Below are 19,319 nucleotides of genomic sequence, written 5' to 3'. Positions count from 1 at the left end.
TGACCAGGGTGGACTTGCCGGCGTTCGGCGCGCCGATGATGGCGGCGAAGCCGGCCTTCCTGGCCGGGTTCGGGCTGTTGGTCGGGTCGGTCAAATCACGCCTTCTCTCTTGAGCATCGCCATGGCGGCGGCCTTTTCTGCGTCCTGACGCGAACGCCCCTGGGCGGTCAAGGGTTCGAGCCCCTGCACCGTCACGGCGACGGTGAAGGTCGGGGCATGGTCCGAACCGGTGCGGTTCGCGATCTCATAGGAAGGCAGCGGACGTCCCTGCCCCTGCGACCATTCCTGGAGCGCCGATTTCGGGTTGGTTAGCGATCGTTCCGGCGGCCTGGCCAGTTCGTCGGCCCAGGCGATCTGAAACACGGAGCGGGCCGCGTCGATGCCGCCGTCCAGATAGACCGCCGCCAGCACAGCCTCGACGGCATCGGCGATGACGCCTTCCTTGCGCCGGCCGCCTGACTTGGTCTCGCCAGGCGACAGGCGCACCGCCTCGCCGATCCCCAGGGCCGCGCCGACCCGGCCGCAGGCGGACTTGTCGACCAGGGCGTGCAGGCGCGACGACAGCTGGCCCTCGTCGGCCTCTGGGAAGTCGTTGTGCAGCCGTTCGGCGACCAGCAGGCCCAGGACGCGGTCGCCGAGGAACTCCAGCCGCTCGTTGTCGCGCGGCGCGCTGGAGGTCTGGGGGGCGACGCCCTCCCCCACGCTGGAATGGGTCAGGGCCCGGTCGAGCAGCCGGGCGTCCTTGAACTCATGGCCCAGACGGCGGACCAGCTCGGCCACCGCCTGTGCCCTGGTATTCGCCATCAGTGAAGGACGTTGAAGAAGCGGCTGGGCCGGATCTTCGTGAACCAGCTGACCGGGTTCAGCAGGGAGGCGCCCGGCTCCCACGAGAAGGCGATGATCTGGGCCTTGCCGACCAGGTTCTGGGCCGGGACGAAGCCGACGCCCGCCGATTGCTCGACCCGGCTGTCGATGGAGTTGTCGCGGTTGTCGCCCATCATGAAATAATAGCCGGCGGGGACGGTGTAGACGCCGGTGTCGTCCAGATCGCCACCGGGGCCGAAGTCCTGGGTGTTGAAGCTCTTGCCACCCGGAAGGGTCTCGCGGCCACGGACGACCGAGCGCGGGCCGAAGACGTCGGCGGCCTCGGACTCGCCGATGACCACGTCCTGGACGGCGGTGCCGTTGATATACAGCTTGTTCGCGATCATCTGGATCTGGTCGCCAGGCAGGCCGATCACGCGCTTGATGTAGTCGGTCTTGTCGTCACGCGGCAGTTTGAACACCACGATGTCGCCGCGCTCAGGGGCCGATCCGAAGATGCGACCCTCGCCCACGGGCAGGTTGATCGGCAGGCCGCTCGAGAATTTCGAGTACCCGTACGACCACTTGGACACGATGATGTAGTCGCCCTCGTACAGGTTCGGCTCCATCGAGGCCGACGGGATGGTGAAGGGCTGGAACAGCAGGACGCGCAGCACGAAGGCGATCAGCAGGGCGAAGACAATCGTCTTGACGATCTCCAGCGTCTCGGACCCGGCGGTGGGTTCGGACGGTCGGGTGGGCTTCGGACCCTTGATGTTCTTGGTCTTGATCGGTTTCTCGCGCAGGGTCAGGGGCTCGTCGCCGTCGTCGAACGGGGCATCGCCCTGGTCGCTCCAGATCGGGCGCTTGCCGTCGGCGGTGACGGCGGCGGCGGTCGCTGCGGCCGCGACCACCGGGGCGACGGGAGCGGGATCGTCCTGCGGTTCCAGGCTGACGGTGTCGGCCGACACGACCGGCGCGGGTGGTTCGACGTCGGCGGACGTTTCGACCGGAGCTTCCACCGAAACGTCCGATTCTGGAGCGGAGGACGTAGCTTCGGGCATGGCTTCGATGTGAGTCGGCATGACCCCGTGGTCGTCCGGCGCAACGGGCTGCGGCGCGTCGTCGGGCGCGTGCGGCTTGTGGTCTTCGCTCATCGTCGGAAAGGCCTGTCCCCAGCCCCCATTCGGCGGCGTTGTCGGTCGTCGCACCTATAGCCTGATTACGACAGCGGCAAGGCCTCGATCACCACGAAGGCGAGTGCGTACGGGTGCTCGTCGCTCAGCGTCAGGTGGATGTGCGGGCGATGACCCTGTGGTGTCAGGCGGGCCAGGTGCTCGGCCGCGTGCCCGGTCAGGGCCAGGGTCGGCTGGCCACTGGACAGGTTCACCACCCCCATGTCCTTCCAGTAGACGTCGCGACGCATGCCGGTGCCCAGCGCCTTGGCACAGGCTTCCTTGGCCGCGAACCGCTTGGCATAGCTCCAGGCCGCGTCGGGCTTGCGGTCAGAGCGGGCCCGCTCGATCTCGGTGAAGCAGCGCGCCTTGAACCGGTCGCCGAAGCGGTCGAGCGAGGTCTGGATGCGGCGGATGTCGCACAGGTCGGCGCCGACGCCGATGATCACGCCGCGACCTCTCTGGCTTGATCCATCAGGCCTCGCATCCGGGCGATGGCGGGGCCCAGGCCGACGAAGATGGCCTCTCCGATCAGGAAATGGCCGATGTTCAGCTCCATCACCTGCGGGATGGCGGCGACGGCGGCGACGGTCTCGTAGTCAATGCCGTGCCCGGCGTGGACCTCAAGGCCGAGGCTTGTGGCCAGGGCCGCACCGGCCGACAGCGATGCGAGTTCCACCTCGGCCTCTTCGGTTCGCCCCTCGCGCACGGCGTCGCAATAGGCCCCGGTGTGGAGTTCGACCACCGCCGCGCCGGTGCGGCAGGCGGCCTCGATCTGGGCTGGGTCAGCGCCGATGAACAAAGAAACCCGCGACCCGGCCTCGTTCAGACGCCCGACGAAGGGGGTGATCCAGTTGTGGCCACCGACGACGTCGAGCCCGCCCTCGGTGGTCCGTTCCTCGCGCTTTTCGGGCACCAGGCACACGGCGTGGGGCCGGTGATGCAGGGCGATGGCCAGCATCTCCTGGGTCACCGCCATTTCGAGGTTCAACGGCCGCGCCTCGGCGTTCAGCAGAGCCGAAAGCCCGTCGATGTCGCCGTCCGAGATGTGGCGCCGATCCTCGCGCAGGTGGGCGGTGATGCCGTCGGCTCCAGCCGCCAGGGCTTCTCGCGCCGCCCGGACGGGATCGGGATAGAGGCCACCGCGCGCGTTCCGCACGGTGGCGACGTGGTCGATGTTGACGCCCAATCTTAGGGGATGTGTCACCCTGAACTCCGCTCGTCCCCGCGAAAGCCGGGACCCTGTGATTTGGGCGATCGGCGTTTCCGGTCAACCCTTTTGCCCGATCCTGCGGCCCCTCGAGACACTGTGCCTCAGGAAGGCCGGGTCCCGGCGTGCGCCAGACGAGGGGGTGTTCTATTTAGCGATCCGCCGGCTGCCCGGATCCTGCACCGGAATGGCGGCGAGTTCGGGCGGCAGGGCGTCGGCGGGCCAGGCGGGCACGTCGAGTGTGGCCAGGGCGATCAGGGGCACGCCGACGTCCGCCCGGCCACCCGAGCGGTCGACGATGCAGGCGGCAGCGACCACATCCCCTCCGGCCTCCTTGATCGCCGCGATGCATTCGCGCGACGACAGGCCCGTGGTGACGATGTCCTCGACCATCACCACCTTCTGGCCCGGCTCGATCTGGAAACCGCGACGCAGCTTGAACACGCCCCCTTCCCGCTCGACGTAGAGCGAGGCGACGCCCAGCCAGCGCGCGGTCTCATAGCCGGGAATGATGCCGCCGACGGCCGGGGAAATGGCGACATCGACGGGGCCGACCGTGGCGACGATCTTCTCGGCCAGGGCCTTGCACAGCCGGGCGCAGCGGTCGGCGTGCATGAAGACCAGGTTCTTCTGCAGAAAGACCGGACTGTGCAGCCCCGAGGACAGCACGAAATGCCCCTCGCGCAGGGCACCCGCGGCGCGGAACTCGTTGAGGACGTCTTCGGTGTTCATGATCCGCGACCTAAGCCCAGCGGAGCCGTGGGGCAAGACGTCAGCGATAGACGACGCTGCGGTGGCCGATCTCGATGACGGTGACGATCATGATCCCATCATCGATGCGCGCGATCACGCGGTGGTCACCGACCCGATACTTCCATTGCCCCTTGAACCGCTTGCCCTGCAAAGCGTCGCCCAATGTTCGGGGATTGTCGGCCGGCGCAATCCGGTCTCTCAGGAATCGCAGGATGCGATCGCGTTCCGTCGAATGAATCTTGTCGAGTGAACGTCGAGCGCCGGGTTCAAACTCAATCCGAAAGGCCATAGTCGGCCAAGACCTGTTCGAGGGGTATGGTCTTCGTCCGGCCCGCGTCAATGTCCGCCAGCCGCTTCAGGGCGATCTCTCCGTGTTTCTGATCCCAGAGGTACTCTTCGATGGCGTCGCGGAGCACGGCATCCAGCGATTGCCGCAAATCCTGAGGCAGGTCGGCAACCAGTTGCTCGAGTTCGTCAGGAACGGACACGTGGATCATGGGTCGAGGCTAGCACGATGGCAGGCACCCGCCAACTCAGCCCTTCAGCCGCTCAACCGTGTCCACCGACGGATTGGTGCGAAGGGCGGCCATGATCATGGTGGCGTGTTTGGCGTCCTCGACCTCGACGTCGAAGTTGAGGTCGAAGAAGTCCTGGTGGCGGTGCGAGAGGTTCAGGTTGCGGATGTTTCCGCCCGCATCGCCGATCAGGGTCGTGACCTGGCCCAGGACGCCGACACCGTTGCGCACCGTGGCCTTCAACCGCGCGATGCCCAGGGCGCTCTGTTCGGCCTGGGGCGTCCATTGCAGGTCCTGCCAGACGGTGTCGTCGTCGGCGTATTCGGCAAGCTGCTGGCAATCGATGGTGTGGACCGTCAGTCCCTTGTTCGGCTCCAGGATGCCGACGATGCGGTCGCCGGGAAGCGGCGTACAACAGGCGCCGAAATGGACGCTGACGCCGGGCGTCAGGCCACCGCCGCGCACGAACAGGCGGGCGCGCGCGTCCTGAATGGGCTTGCGCTGCTGGGCCGGCTTGATCTTCCCCATCAGGGCGGGGAACAACAGTTCGGCGACCTTGACCGGCGAGATCCGGCCCCGTCCGATCGCCTCGAACAGGTCGGCCTCGGTAGCGATGCCGAGCACTTCCAGCACGGGTTTCAGAGAGACCTGATCCAGGGCCTTGCCCGCCTTGGTGACGGTTTGATCGAGGGACGCACGGCCCAGACGCAGGAACTCCTCGCGCTCGGCCCCCCGGATATGGCGGCGGATCGCCGAACGAGCGCGGCCCGTGACGGTCAGGGAGCGCCAGTCGGCGGGGGCCTCTCGCTTGGAGCCCCGGATGATCTCGACCACGTCGCCGTTCTGGAGGGCCGTGCGCATCGGCTTGAGTTCGCCGTTGACCTTGACGCCCACGGCGGTGTCGCCGACCTCGGTATGGACGGCGTAGGCGAAATCCAGCGCCATGCCGCCGCGCGGCAGGGTGATCAGCCGGCCCTTGGGCGTGAAGACGAAGACCTGATCCAGGTACATCTCGAGCTTGGCATGCTCGACCCAGTCCTCGCCCCCCTCCCCGTGCTCGACCACCTGAACCAGATGGCGCAGGTTCTGGAGCGGGTCGCGCCCGCCCTCGGCCGCCATGGCTTCCTTGTCGAGGCCATAGGACTGATTCTTGTAGGCCCAGTGGGCGGCGACGCCGTCCTCGGCGATCCGGTCCATCACCTCGGTGCGTATCTGCATCTCGATGCGCAGGCCGCCGGGGCCGACGACGGTGGTGTGCAGAGAGCGATAGTTGTTCGACTTGGGCGTCGAGATGAAGTCCTTGAACCGTTCGGGCACCATCGGCCAGGCGCGGTGGATGACCCCCAGCGCGCGATAGCAATCGTCCTCGAACGGCACGATAACCCGGAACCCGTAGATGTCGGACAGGGACGAGAAGCCGACGGTCTTCCTCTGAAGCTTCCTCCAGATCGAATAGGGCGTCTTCTGGCGGCCGAAGACGCGGGCCACGATCCCGGCCTCGGACAGGACCTGTTCGACCTCGTGGGCGACGATCTCGGTGGCGCGGCCGTGTTCGAGCTTCAGCGCCTCCAGCCGCCGCTCGATGGCGGTCCGCGCGGTGGGGTTCAGGTGCTCGAAAGCGAGTTCCTCAAGCTCCGACGCGATCGAGTGGATGCCGATCGAGCGACCCAGCGGGGCATAGACCTCGAGCGTCTCGCGGCTGATCCGCTCGCGCTTCTCGGGCTTGACGTACTTCAGCGTCCGCATGTTGTGCAGACGGTCGGCCAGCTTGACCAGCAGGACGCGGACGTCCTTGGAGATGGCCAGGATGAATTTGCGCAGGTTCTCGGCCTGGCGGGTGTGTTCAGCCTGCAGTTCGAGGCGGGACAGCTTGGTCACGCCCTCGACCAGGACGGCGATCTCCTCGCCGAACAGGGCCGCGATGTCGTCACGCGTCGCCGAGGTGTCCTCGACCACATCGTGCAGCAGGGCCGTGACGATGGTGGCGGTGTCGAGCTTGTAGTCGGTCAGGATGCCCGCGACCTGGATCGGGTGGGCGAAATAGGGATCGCCGGAGGCCCGCAGCTGCGAGCCGTGCATCTTCATCGCATAGACATAGGCCTTGTTGAGCAGGGCCTCGTCGGCGGTGGGATCATAGGCCTTGACCGCCTCGATCAGCTCGAACTGGCGCAGGACCGGAATGCGTTTCGCCGCCGGCTGGCCCCCTCTTTCGAGAGAACTGCCCGACGGCGATACGATGTCATTGGCAATGTCGTTCGCCGGCGGGGTCGAACCGGACCGCGCCGGGAGGATGGTGATACCGTTGGCGGGTTCCGCCGTCAGTAGCGTTCCTCCTGCCCGCCGTCCCGGTCGCTCTGCAGGGCGCGGATCAGCTCCTGCTCGGCCATGTTCATGTGTTGCGGTTCGGCCAGCAGACCGACGATTTCCGCCTCGTCCTCGGCTTCGGTGCGCTCATCGACGCGTTGCAGGGCGACCACGACGGTCTCCAGAAGGTCGGCGGGAATCACGGTCTCGTCGGCGATCTCACGCAGGGCCACGACGGGGTTCTTGTCGTTGTCGCGATCCAGGGTCAGTGGCGCACCGTTGGCGATCGCGCGGGCGCGGTTGCCGGCCAGCAGGACCAGTCCGAAACGGTTCGGAACCTTCTGGATGCAGTCTTCGACGGTGACGCGAGCCATGGGAATCCTTCGGTGTCGGGACGATTGTCGGCGGGAGAACCGCGCCCCATACAGATATGCACTGATTTGTGCAACGCCACAGGGGCGATTTGAGGGCGGTCGATTACACCAGCGGACGCGCATCGCTTCCGACAGCGGCGTCTTTCATGAGTTGGGCAGCCGCCCCCCCCGCCGGATGCACCCACGCCGGTGCGATCTCCGCCAGCGGCCCCATGACGAAGAGCCGTTCCGCCGCGCGCGGGTGCGGCAGGATCAGGCCGTCGCAGTCGCCCTGTTCGCGGCCATAGGCGATCAGGTCGAGATCCAGGGTGCGCGGGGCATTCCGCACCGACCTCTGGCGGCCGAAGGCGTCCTCGATCCGGCCGAGGGCCTGCATCAGGGCGTGGGGGTCATGGGCGGTGCGGACGATGACGACGCCGTTCAGAAAGGGCGGATCGGTCGGGTCGGGCCAGGCCTGGGACCGCCACCACGACGACCGCGAGACGATGTCGATGCCCTCGGACCGGAACCGCGCCAGCGCCGCCTCCAGCGCCTCGGTGCAGGACGCCCACACCCCCTTGTCATTGCAGCCCAGAGCGATGATGACGGCCTGATCCAGGTCGAGCGCCACGCCGGACTCGTCGATGACGGCAAGGTCGGCGGCTTCATTCACGGCGGTGTCCATGATCTTTCTTCCGCACGAGCGCATCGCCCTGTTCATCGACGGGGCCAATCTCTATTCGGCGGCCAGGGGGCTGAACATCGATCTCGACTTCGCCAAGCTGCTCGCATCGTTCCGCGATCAGGCCGTCCTCATTCGCGCCCACTATTACACGGCCGTGGTCGAGGGCGAAGAGTTCTCTCCGATCCGGCCTCTGGTGGACTGGCTGGGCTACAACGGCTTTTCGGTCGTGACCAAGCCGGCCAAGCGGTTCACGGACGCTCAAGGGCACAGCCGCATCAAGGGAAACATGGACATCGAGATCGCGGTGGACATGCTGGAACTGGCCCCGCGTCTGGATCATGTCGTGCTGTTCTCTGGCGATGGCGACTTCCGCCGGCTGGTCCAGGCAGTGCAGGCGAAGGGTGTGCGGGTCACGGTGGTCTCGACGCTGAAAAGCCAGCCGCCGATGCTGTCGGACGACCTGCGCCGACAGGCCGACGCCTATATCGATCTGGCCGATCGTCTGGACGACTGGGCGCGCCCCCGAACGCCGTCGGCGAGCCCGACGGTGCGGACCTTCGATCGGAACTAGGCCACGGCGTTTCTGCGCCACCGAGAGTTGTCGAGACCAAGGTTATCACGTAGCGTGGTCCCCAGTATTTTCGACCGGAGGGATTGTTCATGCTGGCCCTGGCTCTCGCCGCCTCTCTGCTCGCGGCACCCCTGCCCCAGACAGTCCCGGCACCGCCGGTGGATCCCGCGACGGCACCCGTCGATCTGGAAGACATCGTCGTCGAGGGCAGCCGGCTGGAAGACACCACCGAAAGGTTCGTGCGCGAGGTCGGGGCACCGTCGCGTCGTCGCGGCCTGGCCCGCTGGCGCAACGGCATCTGTGTCGGGGTCGCCAACCTTCAGAATGACGCCGCCCAGTTCATCGTGGACACCGTCTCCGACACCGCCCGCGACCTGGACCTGAAAGTCGGCGCGCCCGGCTGCGAGCCCAGCATCCTGATCGTCGCTACCACCGACGCCAAGGCCTTCACGCCTCAGTTCGTGGCCTCGCGCCCGCGCCTGTTCCAGGTGGGCGGAGCGGGCATGGATCGTGGCGATGCGGCGCTGGCGGCCTTCGAGACCTCCGACAGTCCGGTCCGCTGGTGGCACGTCAGCGTCCCTGTCGATGAGACTGGCCAGATTGCTGTTCGGATTCCGGGCTTCTGCCAGAACTCCTGCGAAGGCCCTATGGACTATGCGCCGCAGATCGAGACCCTGTCCTCGCGCCTGATGAACCGCACCGAGGACGATTTGAAACGCGTCTTCATCATCGTGGACGTGGACAAGATCGCCGACGTGTCGCTGGACCAGCTGGCCGACTATATCGCCATGGTCGCCCTGGCCCAGATCGACCCGGAGGCCGACACCTCGGGCTATGCCACCATCCTGAACCTGTTCGACGACCCGGCCTACACGACCGGCCTGACCCAGTGGGACAAGGCCTATCTGAAAGGCCTGTATGACGCCCAGCGGACCCGCGCCAGTGTCGGCGCCGCCCGCGCCGAAGTCGTCTCCTCCATCATCCGCGTGCGGCAGGGCATGACGGCCGAGGAAGACACGACCCAGTAGCCCCGACCCCGCCGCCAAGAGCCCGTCATGTTGATCGCCGCCATTCTCAGCGCCTTCCTGGCTGCCACGCCTGAATCCGCCATCCAGGTCTCGTTGCCGCCCCCTGTCCCGTCTACGCCGGCAATGGATGCCGTCGATCTGGGCGAGCTGACAGTCACGGGCCGTAGTCTGGAGACGGCGACGCGCGCGTTCGTGCGCGAGGTCGCGGCGCCGTCCCGGAACCGGGGGCTGGCGCGGTGGCGCGGCGCGATCTGCGTGGACGTGCTCAATCTTCAGGCCCCGGCGGCCCGGTTCATCGTGGAGCGGGTGTCCGAGACGGCGCGAACCGTGGGGCTGACGCCGGGCGGCGCAGGCTGCACGCCCAATGTCATAATCGTCACCACCGACGACGCCGCCGCCTTCACCCCGCAGTTCGTCGCCATGCGCCCGCGGCTGTTCCGCGTCGGCGGGGCCGGCATGGATCAGGGGGCCGCTGCCCTGCGCCTGTTTCAGGCGACCGACCGGCCGGTGCGCTGGTGGACCGTGACCCTGCCGGTCGATGAGATGGGCCGGAACGCCGTTCGTATCCCCGGTTACTGCAGCGGGTCGTGCCTGCTTCCGTCAGACATGGCACCGGGCGTGAAGACGCTGGGGTCGCGACTGTCGTCGCCGACCGAGGACGACATCGAGCGGGTCTTCATCATCGTCGATGTGGATCAGGTCGCCGCACTGTCGGCGCACCAGCTGGCCGATTATCTGGCCATGGTGACCCTGGCCCAGGTCGATGCCGACGCGGACACCGGCGGCTTTGCCACCATACTGAACGTCTTCGACGATCCCGAGGGCGTCGCCGGCCTGACCCAGTGGGACGAGGCTTACCTGAAGGGGCTGTATCAGGCCCAGCGGATGTCCGTGAACCAGCAAGCCAGCGCCAGCGAGATCGCAGGATCGATCGTCCGCGCACGGCGGGCGATGGACGGAACGACCGGGAACTGACCGAATGTCCGCTACCCGACCTTCGCAATACGGAACAACGGCGACCCGTACCGGTTGAACAGGCCCGCCCTCCCCGGCGTAACCGCTTGTTTTACCGTGAAGACCGTCAAGGAATGCCGCGCCGCCATCAGTGACCTCATCTCGGAGGCCGTTCCCGAGGATGACGCCGGGCGTCGCGAAGGCTTGCTGACGCTGGCCGACGGCTGGATCGAACTCATCGAGAGGCGCGGTGCCGCCGACGCGCCGCCTCCACGATCCAGCGCCTGCAACCCCGCAGACTGAATCGCCGTCTCAACCCTTGTCGCGCATCAGCCGGGCCTTGTCGCGGGCCCAGTCGCGATCGGCGGAGGCCTCGCGCTTGTCGTGCAGCTTCTTGCCCTTGGCCAGGGCGATCTCGAGCTTGGCCTTGCCGTCGTCGTTCAGATAGAGCCGCAAGGGGATGATGGTCTGGCCGTCCTTCTGGACGGCCCCGATCAGGCGATCGATCTGCTTCCTGTGCAGCAGCAGTTTTCTCGGCCGACGCGGTTCGTGGTTGAAGCGGTTGGCCTGGGCATAGGGCGGGATATCAGCGTTGATCAGGACGATCTCGCGCCCCTCCACCGCCGCATAGCTTTCGGCGATATTGGCGCGGCCCATACGCAGGGCCTTGATCTCGGTGCCCAGCAGCATGATGCCGGCCTCGAGGTTGTCCTCCAGGAAATAGTCGAACCGGGCGCGGCGATTCTCGGCGATCAGCTTGGCCTTCGTGATCGGGGCCTTGGTCGCCGCCGCCGCCTTTTCCTTCGTCGTGGCCATCAGCCGAGCCCGGCGGCGTCGAGCGCCGCGTCGATGGCCGGCTTCACGGCATCGCTCGCCGGGACCAAGGGCAGGCGAATTTCCTCGGTGCACAGGCCCAGTTTGGCCAGCGCATATTTGGCCGGTGCCGGCGAGGCGTCGAGGAACAGCGCCTTGTGCAGGCCAATCAGCCGGTCCTGCCACGACCGCGCGGCCGCATAGTCGCCCGCGACCACGGCATTGTAGAGAGCGACCATGGCTTCGGGCGCGACGTTGGAGGTGACCGAGATCACCCCGACCCCGCCACAGGCCAGATATCCCAACACGCTGGGGTCATCGCCGGTGATCAGGTCGAACTGGACCCCGGGCTGGCGACCGATGTTGGCGTGCATCCAGCTGACACGGCCCATGTCGGCGGTCGCATCCTTGATACCGACGATGTTCGGATGGGCCGCCAGGCGCGCCACGGTCTCGTTCGACATGTCCACGCCGGTCCGACCGGGCACGTTGTAGAGCACGATCGGCAGCTGGACCGCATCGGCCACAGCCTCGAAATGCGCGGCCAGACCCGCCTGGGACGGGCGGTTGTAATAGGGGGTGACGACCAGGGCCCCGTCTGCGCCGACGGTCTTGGCATAGCGGACCAGGTCGATGGCCTTGTCGGTGGCGGTCGAGCCCGCGCCGGCCATGACACGAATCCGTCCACGGACGATCTCCACTGTGCGCGCGACGACGTGTTTCGCCTCGTCCGACGTCAGGCTGGCGCTCTCGCCGGTGGTGCCCATCGGCACGATGCCGTGGACGCCTGCGGCGATCTGGCGCTCGATCAGGCGTTCCAGCGCGGCATCGTCCACGTTTCCGTCACGAAGAGGTGTGATCAGGGCGGTGATCACGCCCTTGAACAAAGGGGCGGTCATAGAAACAGTCTACCTGCGTGGGAAATGGGCGGCGGGCGCCCGTGACAGGCGGTAGAGGGTAGGTGGTGGGCCCAAAGCCTGCAACCGGGTTGAATGGGGTTTGTACGAACGATGCTGGCAACGACGATTGCGGCCGCTCTGGCGGTCCTGGCTCCCCCCGTGGAATCGCTGCTGCCGCAGTCGACGGCGGAGCTGAACGGTGCCCAGCCCTACAGCCAGGTCTCGACCGCCACCTATCAGCCGCGCGTGCTGAACGATTCGGACACCATCGCCTTTCGACGGGGCCTGACGCTGGCGCGATCGCGCGACGTGGTCGGCACCCAGGACGCCATCAGCCGGATCGGCGATCCGACGGCGCGCAAGCTGGTCGAATGGGCCCTGATCGACACGTCGGGCACCCAGATGTCCTATGCCGACCTGTCGCGCGACCAGCGCGCCCTGAACGGCTGGCCCCGGGTCGAGGCGCGCCGCAGCGCCGGCGAGATCGCGCTGGACCGGGCCGGAGCTTCACCCGACGCCGTGCTCGCCTTCTTCGGTTCAAGCCAACCGACGACGGTACAGGGTGCCATCGCCCTGGCCTGGGCGCTGGACCAGTCGGGCCGCACGTCCGAGGCGCAATCCCTGATCCGCGACTGGTGGCGGACACGGTCGTTCGAGGCCCCCGAGCAGACCCGCATCCTGAACCAGTGGAGCGGCTGGCTGAGCACCGCCGATCACGACGATCGGCTGTCCATGCTGTTGCTTGGGCCGCACGGTCCGGCGACGCGCGCCATGGTAAACCTGGCCTCGCCCGAGAAGGCGTCCGTGGCCAACACGGTGATGGGGCTGCGTTCCGCCTACAGCCCCGATTCCATGGTCGCCAATCTGTCGGCATCCCAGGCGACGGACCCGGCCGTGGCGCTGGAACGGGTGCGTATCCTGCGTTCGCAGAGCCGTCAGCGCGACGCCTATTCGATTCTGCGCTACCTGCCGTCCGCGCCCTCGCACAAGGAAGGCCAGGACACGTTGTGGTCCGAACGGCGCAACTATTTCCTCGACGCCTATCAGGACGGAAACTACCAGGCCGCATATGACGCCATGGCCGGGCACGGCTTTCCGTCGGGCGACCGCAAGGTCGATGCCGAGTTCTTCGCCGGCTGGGTCGCCCTGACCAAGCTCAACGACCCGGCCCGCGCCGCACGACATTTCGAGACCCTGCGCACCGTGTCGTCCACGCCGATCACCCAGGGGCGCGCCTGGTACTGGCTGGGTCGCGCGGCCGAGGCTCAGGGCGATCAGGCCGGTGCCCAGCAGGCCTATCGCAACGGGGCCCAGCACATCCAGACCTTCTATGGCCAACTCGCCGCCGAGAAGGCTGGGATGACCACCCTGACCCTGCCCGCCGATCCGCGCCCGACCTCAGCCGACGCCGCGGCCTTCGAGGGCAACGAGGTCGTGCGGGCGATGCGCATCCTGGGCGAAACCGGCGAGACCAGCCTGCTCAGAGTGTTTGCCTATCACCTGGACGACACCCTGCCGAACCCGACCGACCTGGCGCTGCTGATGGACACGGTGCGCGGATACGGCGACGGGTTCGGAGCCATGATGGTCGGACGCGCGGCCAGCCAGCGCGGCATGCTGCTGCCCGAGCGGCAGTACCCCTTGCGCACCCCGCCCCAGGTTTCGGGCGCGGCCCCCCTGCCCTTCACCCTGGCCATTACGCGGCAGGAATCCAGCTTCGATCCCCGCGCCCGGTCCGGCGCCGATGCGCGCGGCATGATGCAGTTCCTGCCCGCCACCGCCTCGGGTGTCGCCCGTCGTCTGGGCATGAGCTATTCGGCCGAACGGCTGTGGGACGCTGACTACAACATGACCCTGGGCAGCTATCACCTGGGCGAGTTGATGGGCAATTTCGGCGGGTCGATGCTGATGACCACCGTCGGATACAACGCCGGACCCGGCCGTGCGCCCCAGTGGGTGGCCCGTTGCGGCGATCCGCGTGGCTCGACCGAGGCCGCCATCAACTACATCGAGTGCGCGCCGTTCACCGAGACGCGCAACTACATGATGCGGGTGATGGAGAACCTGTCGGTCTACAAGGCGCGGCTCAACGGCGGCTCGGCACCGCTGAGCCTGTCGTCGGACATCTCGCGCGGTTCGCCTCCGGGACCGACGGCCTATCAGGCCTACAGCGGTAACTGACGGGCGCTACCGGTTCAGGCCTTCAGCAAGCCCCTGATCAGGGCGTCGATCATGCCGTCGCTGAGCACGCGGGTGTCGCCCCAGTCAAAATAGGGCTTTGTGATGATCAGCGAGACGATGCCGTGCGTGCCCGCCCAGAACAGGCGCGCCGCGCCGGCCGCATCGTCACCGCGCAGCCGTCCGGCGACCTTGATCTCTTCCAGAACGACCTGGAACGACCGGAACAGCTCGGGGCCTTGGGTCTCGGCGGCGTTCTGGGCACCGCTGCGCGCCTCGATCGGCCGGGTCAGGTAGATCAGCCGGTAGGCGTTCGGCTGGGCGAAGCCGAACGCGACATAGGCTTGCAGCATCGCGCGCAGCCGAGCCTGAGGGTCCGGCTCGTCCGTCGTGATCCGTCGGTTGGCGGCCAGCAGTTCCTCGAAGGCCTGGCGGCAGATGTCTTGGAGGATTTCGCCCTTATCGGCGAAATGCATGTAGAGCGCCGTCGACGACAGGCCGACCTCGTCGGCGATCTTGCGGATCGTCGCGCCCTCATAGCCATGCTCGACGAAGATTCGCTCGGCGGCGGCCAGGATTTCGGCGCGCCGTGAATGCCCCTCACCCTTGGGTTTGCGACCGGACCGCACGGGACCTTGCGGCGAGGATGAAACGAGGACGCTCAAACGCGACACTCCTGTGAACCTGGGTTTGAATAGCGCCATTGGCAGGCGTTCGCCAATGGGTTGCCCAAGCCTGATCGGGTCATTAGCGTTTTCGTGATGCCGAGGGATTTCGCGCCGCCACAGATCGACCTGACTGCGCCCGCACGGATCGGCGCCCGTCGCCGGGGGATGACCGTCGGTCAGGCTATCGTCACCTTCGCATTGATCGCAGCGTTCGTCGCATCGGCGATAAGGACACCGGCGCAGGCGTTCGGCGCCGTGCTGACGGCCTTGCAGGTCGGATTTCTGATTCTCGCGGCGTGGCGCATCTATCTGATCGCCGCGAGCGGGCATCGGCCGCCGGACGAAGTGTCGATCCGGGATCCGGCCGATGCGCGAAATCCGCCGCGCTACACCATCCTGGCAGCACTGCACGACGAGGCGGAGGTGGTCGGTCAGTTGATCGAGCGGCTGGCCGGAATCGACTATCCGCCCGACCGTCTGGAGGCCTTCCTGCTGCTGGAGGCGCACGATCTCGAGACCCTCGACGCGGCCGAGGCCTGCGATCGGCCCGATTGGCTGAAGATCATGGTCGTGCCGCCGGGTCGACCCCTGACCAAGCCCCGCGCACTGAACCACGGGCTGGCCCGTGCCACCGGAGACCTGCTGGTCATCTACGACGCCGAGGATGACCCAGACCCGCTGCAGCTGCGCGAGGCAGCCGCACGGTTCGCGGCCGATAAGAGAGGTGCCTACGCCTGTCTGCAATCGCCGCTGCGTATCCGACGCCGCAACGACAGACGCGCCTCGCCCTTTCTCGACCGCCAGTTCGCCGTCGAATACGCCGCCCTGTTCGAGGTCAAGCTGCCGGCCATGGCGCGGCTCGGGCTTCCGTTTCCGCTGGGTGGGACCAGCAATCATTTCCGCATCGGACCGCTGCTCGAGGTCGGCGGTTGGGACGCCTGGAACGTCACCGAGGACGCCGACCTGGGGTTCGAGCTGTGGCGACGGGGCTGGCGGCTGGGCGTACTGACCCGCCCGACCTACGAGACCCCGCCGGGCGACCTCGACAACTGGCTACCGCAACGGGTGCGCTGGCTGAAAGGCTATATGCAGACCTGGGGCGTCCATACGCGCGACCTTCGGACGCTCGGCCTGCGCGGCCTGTTCGCCATGTCGATGACGATCGGGGCAGGCCTGGTGTCGGCGGCCGGGCACGCGGTGGCGCTGGCCTGGGTTCTGGCCTGGGTTCTGGTGTCGGTGACGGCGGGGCTGCCGCCGGCACCGCCGCTGTTCTCCATGAGCGTTCTGGTCCTGGCGCTGGCCGCCGCCTGGCTGCAGTGCGCGATCGGCGCCTACCGGGGGCGCGTGCCCTATGGGCCGTGGGACATGATCGCGGCACCGGCATACTGGTCCCTGCTGACCCTGGCCTTTGTCCATGCCCTGTGGCGGCTGATCCGCGAACCTTTCGCCTGGGACAAGACCACCCATCATCGCGACGAGGATGCGCAGCCCGCCGCGATCGTCTAAGCAGCCCCGATGCCTCCCGTCCTGTCGAAAACGCCCGAAACCCTGCTGACCACCGGCTGGTCGGATTACGCCCTGCTGGACAGTGGGAACGGCCGGAAGCTGGAGCGGTACGGTCGCCATACTGTGGTGCGGCCCGAGCCCCAGTGTTTCTGGTCGCCGCGCGATCCGGCGGCGTTCGATGACGCCAATGCCGTGTTCGATCCTCAACAGGAAGAGGAGGACGCCGGACGCTGGCGGTTCGACCGGCACGGCCCCATCGATTCCTTTCCGCTGAGCTGGGGCCGGACCCGGTTCACCGGGCGGTTCACACCGTTCCGGCATCTGGCCTTCTTCCCGGAGCAGGCGGCGAACTGGGCCTGGCTGGACCAGCGTATCCAGTCCCTTGATCGGCCCAGGGTGCTCAATCTGTTCGGCTATACGGGCGTGGCAAGCCTGGCCTGTCTGGCCGCCGGGGCGGAGGTGACCCACGTCGATGCGTCCAAAAAGTCCGTGGCGTGGGCGCGGGAGAACGCCGAGCTTTCGGGCCTGGCCGACCGGCCCGTCCGCTGGATCGTCGAGGACGCCCGCAAATACGTGGCGCGAGAAGTGCGTCGCGGGGTGAAATACCAAGGCATCATCCTGGACCCGCCCAAATACGGGCGCGGGCCGACGGGCGAGGTGTGGCGACTGTTTGAGGACATGCCCGCCCTGCTCAGGGACTGCGCGGCGTTGCTGGCCGATGACGCGTCCTTCCTCTTGCTCAATGCCTATGCCGCGCGGGTGTCGGGCCTGTCGCTGGCCCATCTGATGGCGGAGGCGACCGCCGACCGGGCGGGGCGGATCGACTGGGGCGAACTGGCTTTGTCAGAGGATGGGCCGGACGGCCGTGCGATCGGCCTGAGCTTCTTCGCGCGGTGGTCGGCATGACCGATGAGCGGCTCATCACCTCCCTGACCAACGACACGGTCAAGGCCGTGCGCGCCCTGCATATGCGCAAGGAACGCGAGGCGACCGGCCTGTTCCTGGCCGAGGGTCTGAAATTCATCGGCGAGGCCCTGGACCAGGGTCGCGCGCCCCGCAGCCTTCTGGTCGGGATGGAGGCCCGACCGCATCCGCTGCTGGACCGCGCGAAGGCCGAGACGATCCGCAGCGGCGGCGAGGTCGTCACCGTCACCCATCCGATCCTGGAAAAGATCAGCCGCCGCGATAACCCCCAGACGGTGCTGGGCGTGTTCGAGCAGGCCTATACGCCGATCTCGGCGATCACGCCGGGCTCGGCACCGTGCTGGATTGCACTGGAACAGGTGCGCGACCCCGGCAACCTGGGGACGATCATCCGGACCGCCGACGCGGCTGGGTGCGGCGGGGTGATACTTGTCGGCGACTGCGTCGATCCCTTCTCGGTCGAGGCGGTCAGGGCCACGATGGGATCGGTGTTCGCCGTTTCGATTTCCAGGGTCTCCGTCCCTGAATTCCTGGCCTGGCGTCACACCTGGCCGGGCAGTGTGATCGGCACGCGGCTGGACGGATCGGTCGGCTACCGCGATGCCGCGATCCAGAGCCCCGCCCTGATCCTGATGGGCAACGAACAGGCCGGGCTGACCGATGAGCTGGCGGCCGCCTGTGACGTCAACGTCAAGATCCCCATGCGCGGCCGGGCCGACAGCCTGAACCTGGCCATCGCCACGGGCATCATGGCCTATGCGGTGACGGACGCCCTCAGTCCTCGATCCTGAGCCGCCCCATCCCGATCAGGGCCAGCAGGGTGATCACCGACGCGCCCGCCAGATAGAGACCCACCGAAGGCAGGCCGACGTTCTTGGCCAGCCATGTCGCCGCGAACGGCGCCACCGACGCCCCTACGATGCCCGCAAGGTTGAAGGCCATCGAAGCACCGGTATAGCGCACCGCCGTCCGGAACGGCCGCGCCATCGCCGCGCTGAGCGGCCCGTAGGTCGCCCCCATCAGGGCGAACCCGAGCGAGAAGAAGATCAGCAGCCCCGTCAGTCCGCCCGAGAACAGTGGAGCCAGGGTCAGGCCGAACAGACCGATGCCGACCGAGGCCACACCCAGCACCTTCAGCTGTCCCCATCTATCGGCCGCCAAGGCCGAGATCGGGATGAAGGCCCCGAAGAACAGCACGCCAATCAGCTGGATCGGCAGGATGTCGCCACGCGTATAGCCCATCGACGACGTGGCCCAGCTGAGCGCGAATACCGTCATCAGATAGAACAGCAGGAAGGTCGTCGTCGCCCCCAGCGTCCCCAGGACCAGCGCGCCCTTGTAGCGGGCCAGCAGGGTCAGGATCGGAGCCTTGACCCGCTCGGCACGCTCGATGACCCGGCTGAACTCGGGGGTTTCGGTGATCCTCAGGCGCACCCACAGCCCCACCAGCACCAGTACCGCAGAGGCCAGGAACGGCAGACGCCAACCCCAGGCCAGGAAATCGTCCTCGGCCATGAAGCCGGTCAGGATGAGGAACGACCCGGTCGACAGGACGAAGCCGATCGGGGCCCCCAGTTGCGGGAACATGCCGAACCAGGCCTTGCGACCCGGCGGCGCGTTCTCGGTCGCCAGCAGCACCGCCCCGCCCCATTCGCCGCCCAGCCCCAGTCCCTGCCCGAACCGGCAGACCGCCAGCAGCAGGGGCGCCATCACCCCGACCTGGGCGTAGGTCGGCAACAGGCCTATGGCGATCGTCGACACCCCCATGGTCATCAGGGCCGCAACGAGGGTCGCCTTGCGCCCGATCCGGTCCCCGAAATGCCCGAACACCACGGCGCCGACCGGCCGGGCGAAGAAGGCCAGGGCGAAGGTGGCGAAGGATTGAAGCTGCGCCGTCAGCGGGTCGCCGCCCGGGAAGAACAGGGCCGGAAACACCAGCACCGCCGCCGTGGCGTAGATGTAGAAGTCGAAGAACTCGA

22 protein-coding genes are annotated in these 19,319 nt (G+C 67.4%); 8 read left to right on the top strand and 14 right to left on the bottom strand.

The annotated features are described in order from the left end of the window. Nucleotides 1-90: 90 nt before the first annotated feature. The 10 genes from rnc to folK all read right to left on the bottom strand — a co-directional run bounded on the left by rnc (nt 91) and on the right by folK (nt 7,799). A complete protein-coding gene (gene rnc, locus JHC99_RS10000; RefSeq protein WP_292153837.1) occupies nt 91-804 on the bottom strand; it encodes a ribonuclease III in 714 nt (237 codons plus the stop codon). Then, a complete protein-coding gene (gene lepB / locus JHC99_RS09995) occupies nt 804-1,580 on the bottom strand; it encodes a signal peptidase I (RefSeq protein ID WP_292153840.1) in 777 nt (258 codons plus the stop codon). Before lepB ends, rnc begins: the two co-directional genes overlap by 1 nt. Before the next feature lie 446 nt (nt 1,581-2,026). Beyond that, nucleotides 2,027-2,428, bottom strand: coding sequence for a holo-ACP synthase (gene acpS, locus JHC99_RS09990; protein WP_292153836.1), 402 nt, complete (start codon nt 2,426-2,428; stop codon nt 2,027-2,029). Continuing rightward, entirely contained in the window at nt 2,425-3,186 is a 762-nt protein-coding gene (locus JHC99_RS09985) for a pyridoxine 5'-phosphate synthase (protein WP_292153834.1), read from the bottom strand. The genes acpS and JHC99_RS09985 overlap by 4 nt, the downstream gene beginning before the upstream one ends. 150 nt (nt 3,187-3,336) lie before the next feature. After that, on the bottom strand, nt 3,337-3,921 hold the full coding sequence (gene pyrE, locus JHC99_RS09980) for an orotate phosphoribosyltransferase (RefSeq protein ID WP_292153831.1): 585 nt from the start codon (nt 3,919-3,921) through the stop codon (nt 3,337-3,339). 40 nt (nt 3,922-3,961) lie between these two features. Beyond that, nucleotides 3,962-4,231 (bottom strand): type II toxin-antitoxin system RelE/ParE family toxin, encoded by a 270-nt coding sequence (locus JHC99_RS18795; protein WP_366927774.1) that lies wholly within the window; start codon nt 4,229-4,231, stop codon nt 3,962-3,964. Next, nucleotides 4,215-4,439 (bottom strand): addiction module protein, encoded by a 225-nt coding sequence (locus tag JHC99_RS09970; protein ID WP_292153828.1) that lies wholly within the window; start codon nt 4,437-4,439, stop codon nt 4,215-4,217. The genes JHC99_RS18795 and JHC99_RS09970 overlap by 17 nt, the downstream gene beginning before the upstream one ends. A gap of 36 nt (nt 4,440-4,475) precedes the next feature. Continuing rightward, nucleotides 4,476-6,638 carry a bifunctional (p)ppGpp synthetase/guanosine-3',5'-bis(diphosphate) 3'-pyrophosphohydrolase gene (locus JHC99_RS09965; RefSeq protein WP_292153839.1) on the bottom strand — a complete coding sequence of 721 codons (2,163 nt, stop codon included), beginning with the start codon at nt 6,636-6,638 and terminating at the stop codon, nt 4,476-4,478. Between the two features lie 137 nt (nt 6,639-6,775). Next, entirely contained in the window at nt 6,776-7,135 is a 360-nt protein-coding gene (gene rpoZ, locus JHC99_RS09960; protein ID WP_271143923.1) for a DNA-directed RNA polymerase subunit omega, read from the bottom strand. A 103-nt stretch (nt 7,136-7,238) separates the two neighbouring features. After that, a complete protein-coding gene (gene folK / locus JHC99_RS09955; RefSeq protein ID WP_292153826.1) occupies nt 7,239-7,799 on the bottom strand; it encodes a 2-amino-4-hydroxy-6-hydroxymethyldihydropteridine diphosphokinase in 561 nt (186 codons plus the stop codon). Here folK and JHC99_RS09950 point away from each other — a divergent pair. The 4 genes from JHC99_RS09950 (at nt 7,798) to JHC99_RS09935 (ending at nt 10,655) form a co-directional block, all read left to right on the top strand. Next, entirely contained in the window at nt 7,798-8,370 is a 573-nt protein-coding gene (locus tag JHC99_RS09950) for an NYN domain-containing protein (protein WP_292153824.1), read from the top strand. The two genes, folK and JHC99_RS09950, sit on opposite strands and share 2 nt — an antisense overlap. Before the next feature lie 89 nt (nt 8,371-8,459). Then, nucleotides 8,460-9,398, top strand: a complete 939-nt coding sequence (locus tag JHC99_RS09945; RefSeq protein WP_292153822.1) for a hypothetical protein — start codon at nt 8,460-8,462, stop codon at nt 9,396-9,398. A 27-nt stretch (nt 9,399-9,425) separates the two neighbouring features. Beyond that, complete coding sequence (locus tag JHC99_RS09940; RefSeq protein ID WP_292153820.1) at nt 9,426-10,373, top strand: hypothetical protein; 948 nt, start codon at nt 9,426-9,428, stop codon at nt 10,371-10,373. Between the two features lie 96 nt (nt 10,374-10,469). Next, entirely contained in the window at nt 10,470-10,655 is a 186-nt protein-coding gene (locus JHC99_RS09935) for a hypothetical protein (protein WP_292153819.1), read from the top strand. A 9-nt stretch (nt 10,656-10,664) separates the two neighbouring features. Here the strand turns inward: JHC99_RS09935 and smpB are convergent, their stop codons facing one another. Continuing rightward, the gene (gene smpB, locus JHC99_RS09930) at nt 10,665-11,168 is read right to left on the bottom strand and encodes an SsrA-binding protein SmpB (protein ID WP_077355737.1); all 504 of its coding nucleotides are present in this window, start codon (nt 11,166-11,168) and stop codon (nt 10,665-10,667) included. Further along, complete coding sequence (dapA, locus tag JHC99_RS09925) at nt 11,168-12,064, bottom strand: 4-hydroxy-tetrahydrodipicolinate synthase (protein ID WP_292153815.1); 897 nt, start codon at nt 12,062-12,064, stop codon at nt 11,168-11,170. The genes smpB and dapA overlap by 1 nt, the downstream gene beginning before the upstream one ends. A 111-nt stretch (nt 12,065-12,175) precedes the next feature. Here dapA and JHC99_RS09920 point away from each other — a divergent pair, with 111 nt between their 5' ends. Continuing rightward, on the top strand, nt 12,176-14,245 hold the full coding sequence (locus tag JHC99_RS09920; RefSeq protein ID WP_292153813.1) for a lytic transglycosylase domain-containing protein: 2,070 nt from the start codon (nt 12,176-12,178) through the stop codon (nt 14,243-14,245). A 14-nt stretch (nt 14,246-14,259) separates the two neighbouring features. Here the strand turns inward: JHC99_RS09920 and JHC99_RS09915 are convergent, their stop codons facing one another. Beyond that, nucleotides 14,260-14,907, bottom strand: coding sequence for a TetR/AcrR family transcriptional regulator (locus JHC99_RS09915; protein WP_292153812.1), 648 nt, complete (start codon nt 14,905-14,907; stop codon nt 14,260-14,262). A gap of 96 nt (nt 14,908-15,003) precedes the next feature. Between JHC99_RS09915 and JHC99_RS09910 the strand changes: the two genes are divergently transcribed. Genes JHC99_RS09910 through JHC99_RS09900 form a run of 3 tightly spaced genes read left to right on the top strand, consistent with a single transcriptional unit; the run spans nt 15,004 to nt 18,131 of the window. Further along, nucleotides 15,004-16,416, top strand: a complete 1,413-nt coding sequence (locus tag JHC99_RS09910) for a glycosyltransferase family 2 protein (RefSeq protein ID WP_292153810.1) — start codon at nt 15,004-15,006, stop codon at nt 16,414-16,416. A 9-nt stretch (nt 16,417-16,425) separates the two neighbouring features. Next, nucleotides 16,426-17,322 carry a class I SAM-dependent methyltransferase gene (locus JHC99_RS09905; RefSeq protein WP_292153808.1) on the top strand — a complete coding sequence of 299 codons (897 nt, stop codon included), beginning with the start codon at nt 16,426-16,428 and terminating at the stop codon, nt 17,320-17,322. Continuing rightward, nucleotides 17,319-18,131 (top strand): RNA methyltransferase, encoded by an 813-nt coding sequence (locus tag JHC99_RS09900; RefSeq protein ID WP_292153806.1) that lies wholly within the window; start codon nt 17,319-17,321, stop codon nt 18,129-18,131. The genes JHC99_RS09905 and JHC99_RS09900 overlap by 4 nt, the downstream gene beginning before the upstream one ends. On the opposite strand, the gene JHC99_RS09895 is transcribed toward JHC99_RS09900, so the two are convergent. After that, nucleotides 18,115-19,319: MFS transporter (locus tag JHC99_RS09895; protein ID WP_292153805.1), on the bottom strand; the 1,205-nt coding region annotated here is incomplete at its 5' end. The two genes, JHC99_RS09900 and JHC99_RS09895, sit on opposite strands and share 17 nt — an antisense overlap.

The organism is Brevundimonas sp. (assembly GCF_016463485.1).
In the GTDB taxonomy this organism is placed as follows: Bacteria; Pseudomonadota; Alphaproteobacteria; order Caulobacterales; family Caulobacteraceae; genus Brevundimonas.
The sequence above is the reverse complement of the archived record's forward strand: the minus strand, read 5'-3'. Positions and strand labels throughout refer to the sequence as shown.

What these genes read in the sequence shown, in the direction of transcription:
- JHC99_RS18795 (WP_366927774.1), bottom strand. Translation starts at nt 4,231, where the DNA reads ATGGCCTTTCGGATTGAGTTTGAACCCGGCGCTCGACGTTCACTCGAC.
- rpoZ (WP_271143923.1), bottom strand. Translation starts at nt 7,135, where the DNA reads ATGGCTCGCGTCACCGTCGAAGACTGCATCCAGAAGGTTCCGAACCGT.
- JHC99_RS09920 (WP_292153813.1), top strand. Translation starts at nt 12,176, where the DNA reads ATGCTGGCAACGACGATTGCGGCCGCTCTGGCGGTCCTGGCTCCCCCC.
- JHC99_RS09905 (WP_292153808.1), top strand. Translation starts at nt 16,426, where the DNA reads ATGCCTCCCGTCCTGTCGAAAACGCCCGAAACCCTGCTGACCACCGGC.
- pyrE (WP_292153831.1), bottom strand. Translation starts at nt 3,921, where the DNA reads ATGAACACCGAAGACGTCCTCAACGAGTTCCGCGCCGCGGGTGCCCTG.
- smpB (WP_077355737.1), bottom strand. Translation starts at nt 11,168, where the DNA reads ATGGCCACGACGAAGGAAAAGGCGGCGGCGGCGACCAAGGCCCCGATC.
- JHC99_RS09910 (WP_292153810.1), top strand. Translation starts at nt 15,004, where the DNA reads ATGCCGAGGGATTTCGCGCCGCCACAGATCGACCTGACTGCGCCCGCA.
- JHC99_RS09970 (WP_292153828.1), bottom strand. Translation starts at nt 4,439, where the DNA reads ATGATCCACGTGTCCGTTCCTGACGAACTCGAGCAACTGGTTGCCGAC.
- rnc (WP_292153837.1), bottom strand. Translation starts at nt 804, where the DNA reads ATGGCGAATACCAGGGCACAGGCGGTGGCCGAGCTGGTCCGCCGTCTG.
- JHC99_RS09940 (WP_292153820.1), top strand. Translation starts at nt 9,426, where the DNA reads ATGTTGATCGCCGCCATTCTCAGCGCCTTCCTGGCTGCCACGCCTGAA.
- dapA (WP_292153815.1), bottom strand. Translation starts at nt 12,064, where the DNA reads ATGACCGCCCCTTTGTTCAAGGGCGTGATCACCGCCCTGATCACACCT.
- JHC99_RS09945 (WP_292153822.1), top strand. Translation starts at nt 8,460, where the DNA reads ATGCTGGCCCTGGCTCTCGCCGCCTCTCTGCTCGCGGCACCCCTGCCC.
- folK (WP_292153826.1), bottom strand. Translation starts at nt 7,799, where the DNA reads ATGGACACCGCCGTGAATGAAGCCGCCGACCTTGCCGTCATCGACGAG.
- JHC99_RS09900 (WP_292153806.1), top strand. Translation starts at nt 17,319, where the DNA reads ATGACCGATGAGCGGCTCATCACCTCCCTGACCAACGACACGGTCAAG.
- JHC99_RS09950 (WP_292153824.1), top strand. Translation starts at nt 7,798, where the DNA reads ATGATCTTTCTTCCGCACGAGCGCATCGCCCTGTTCATCGACGGGGCC.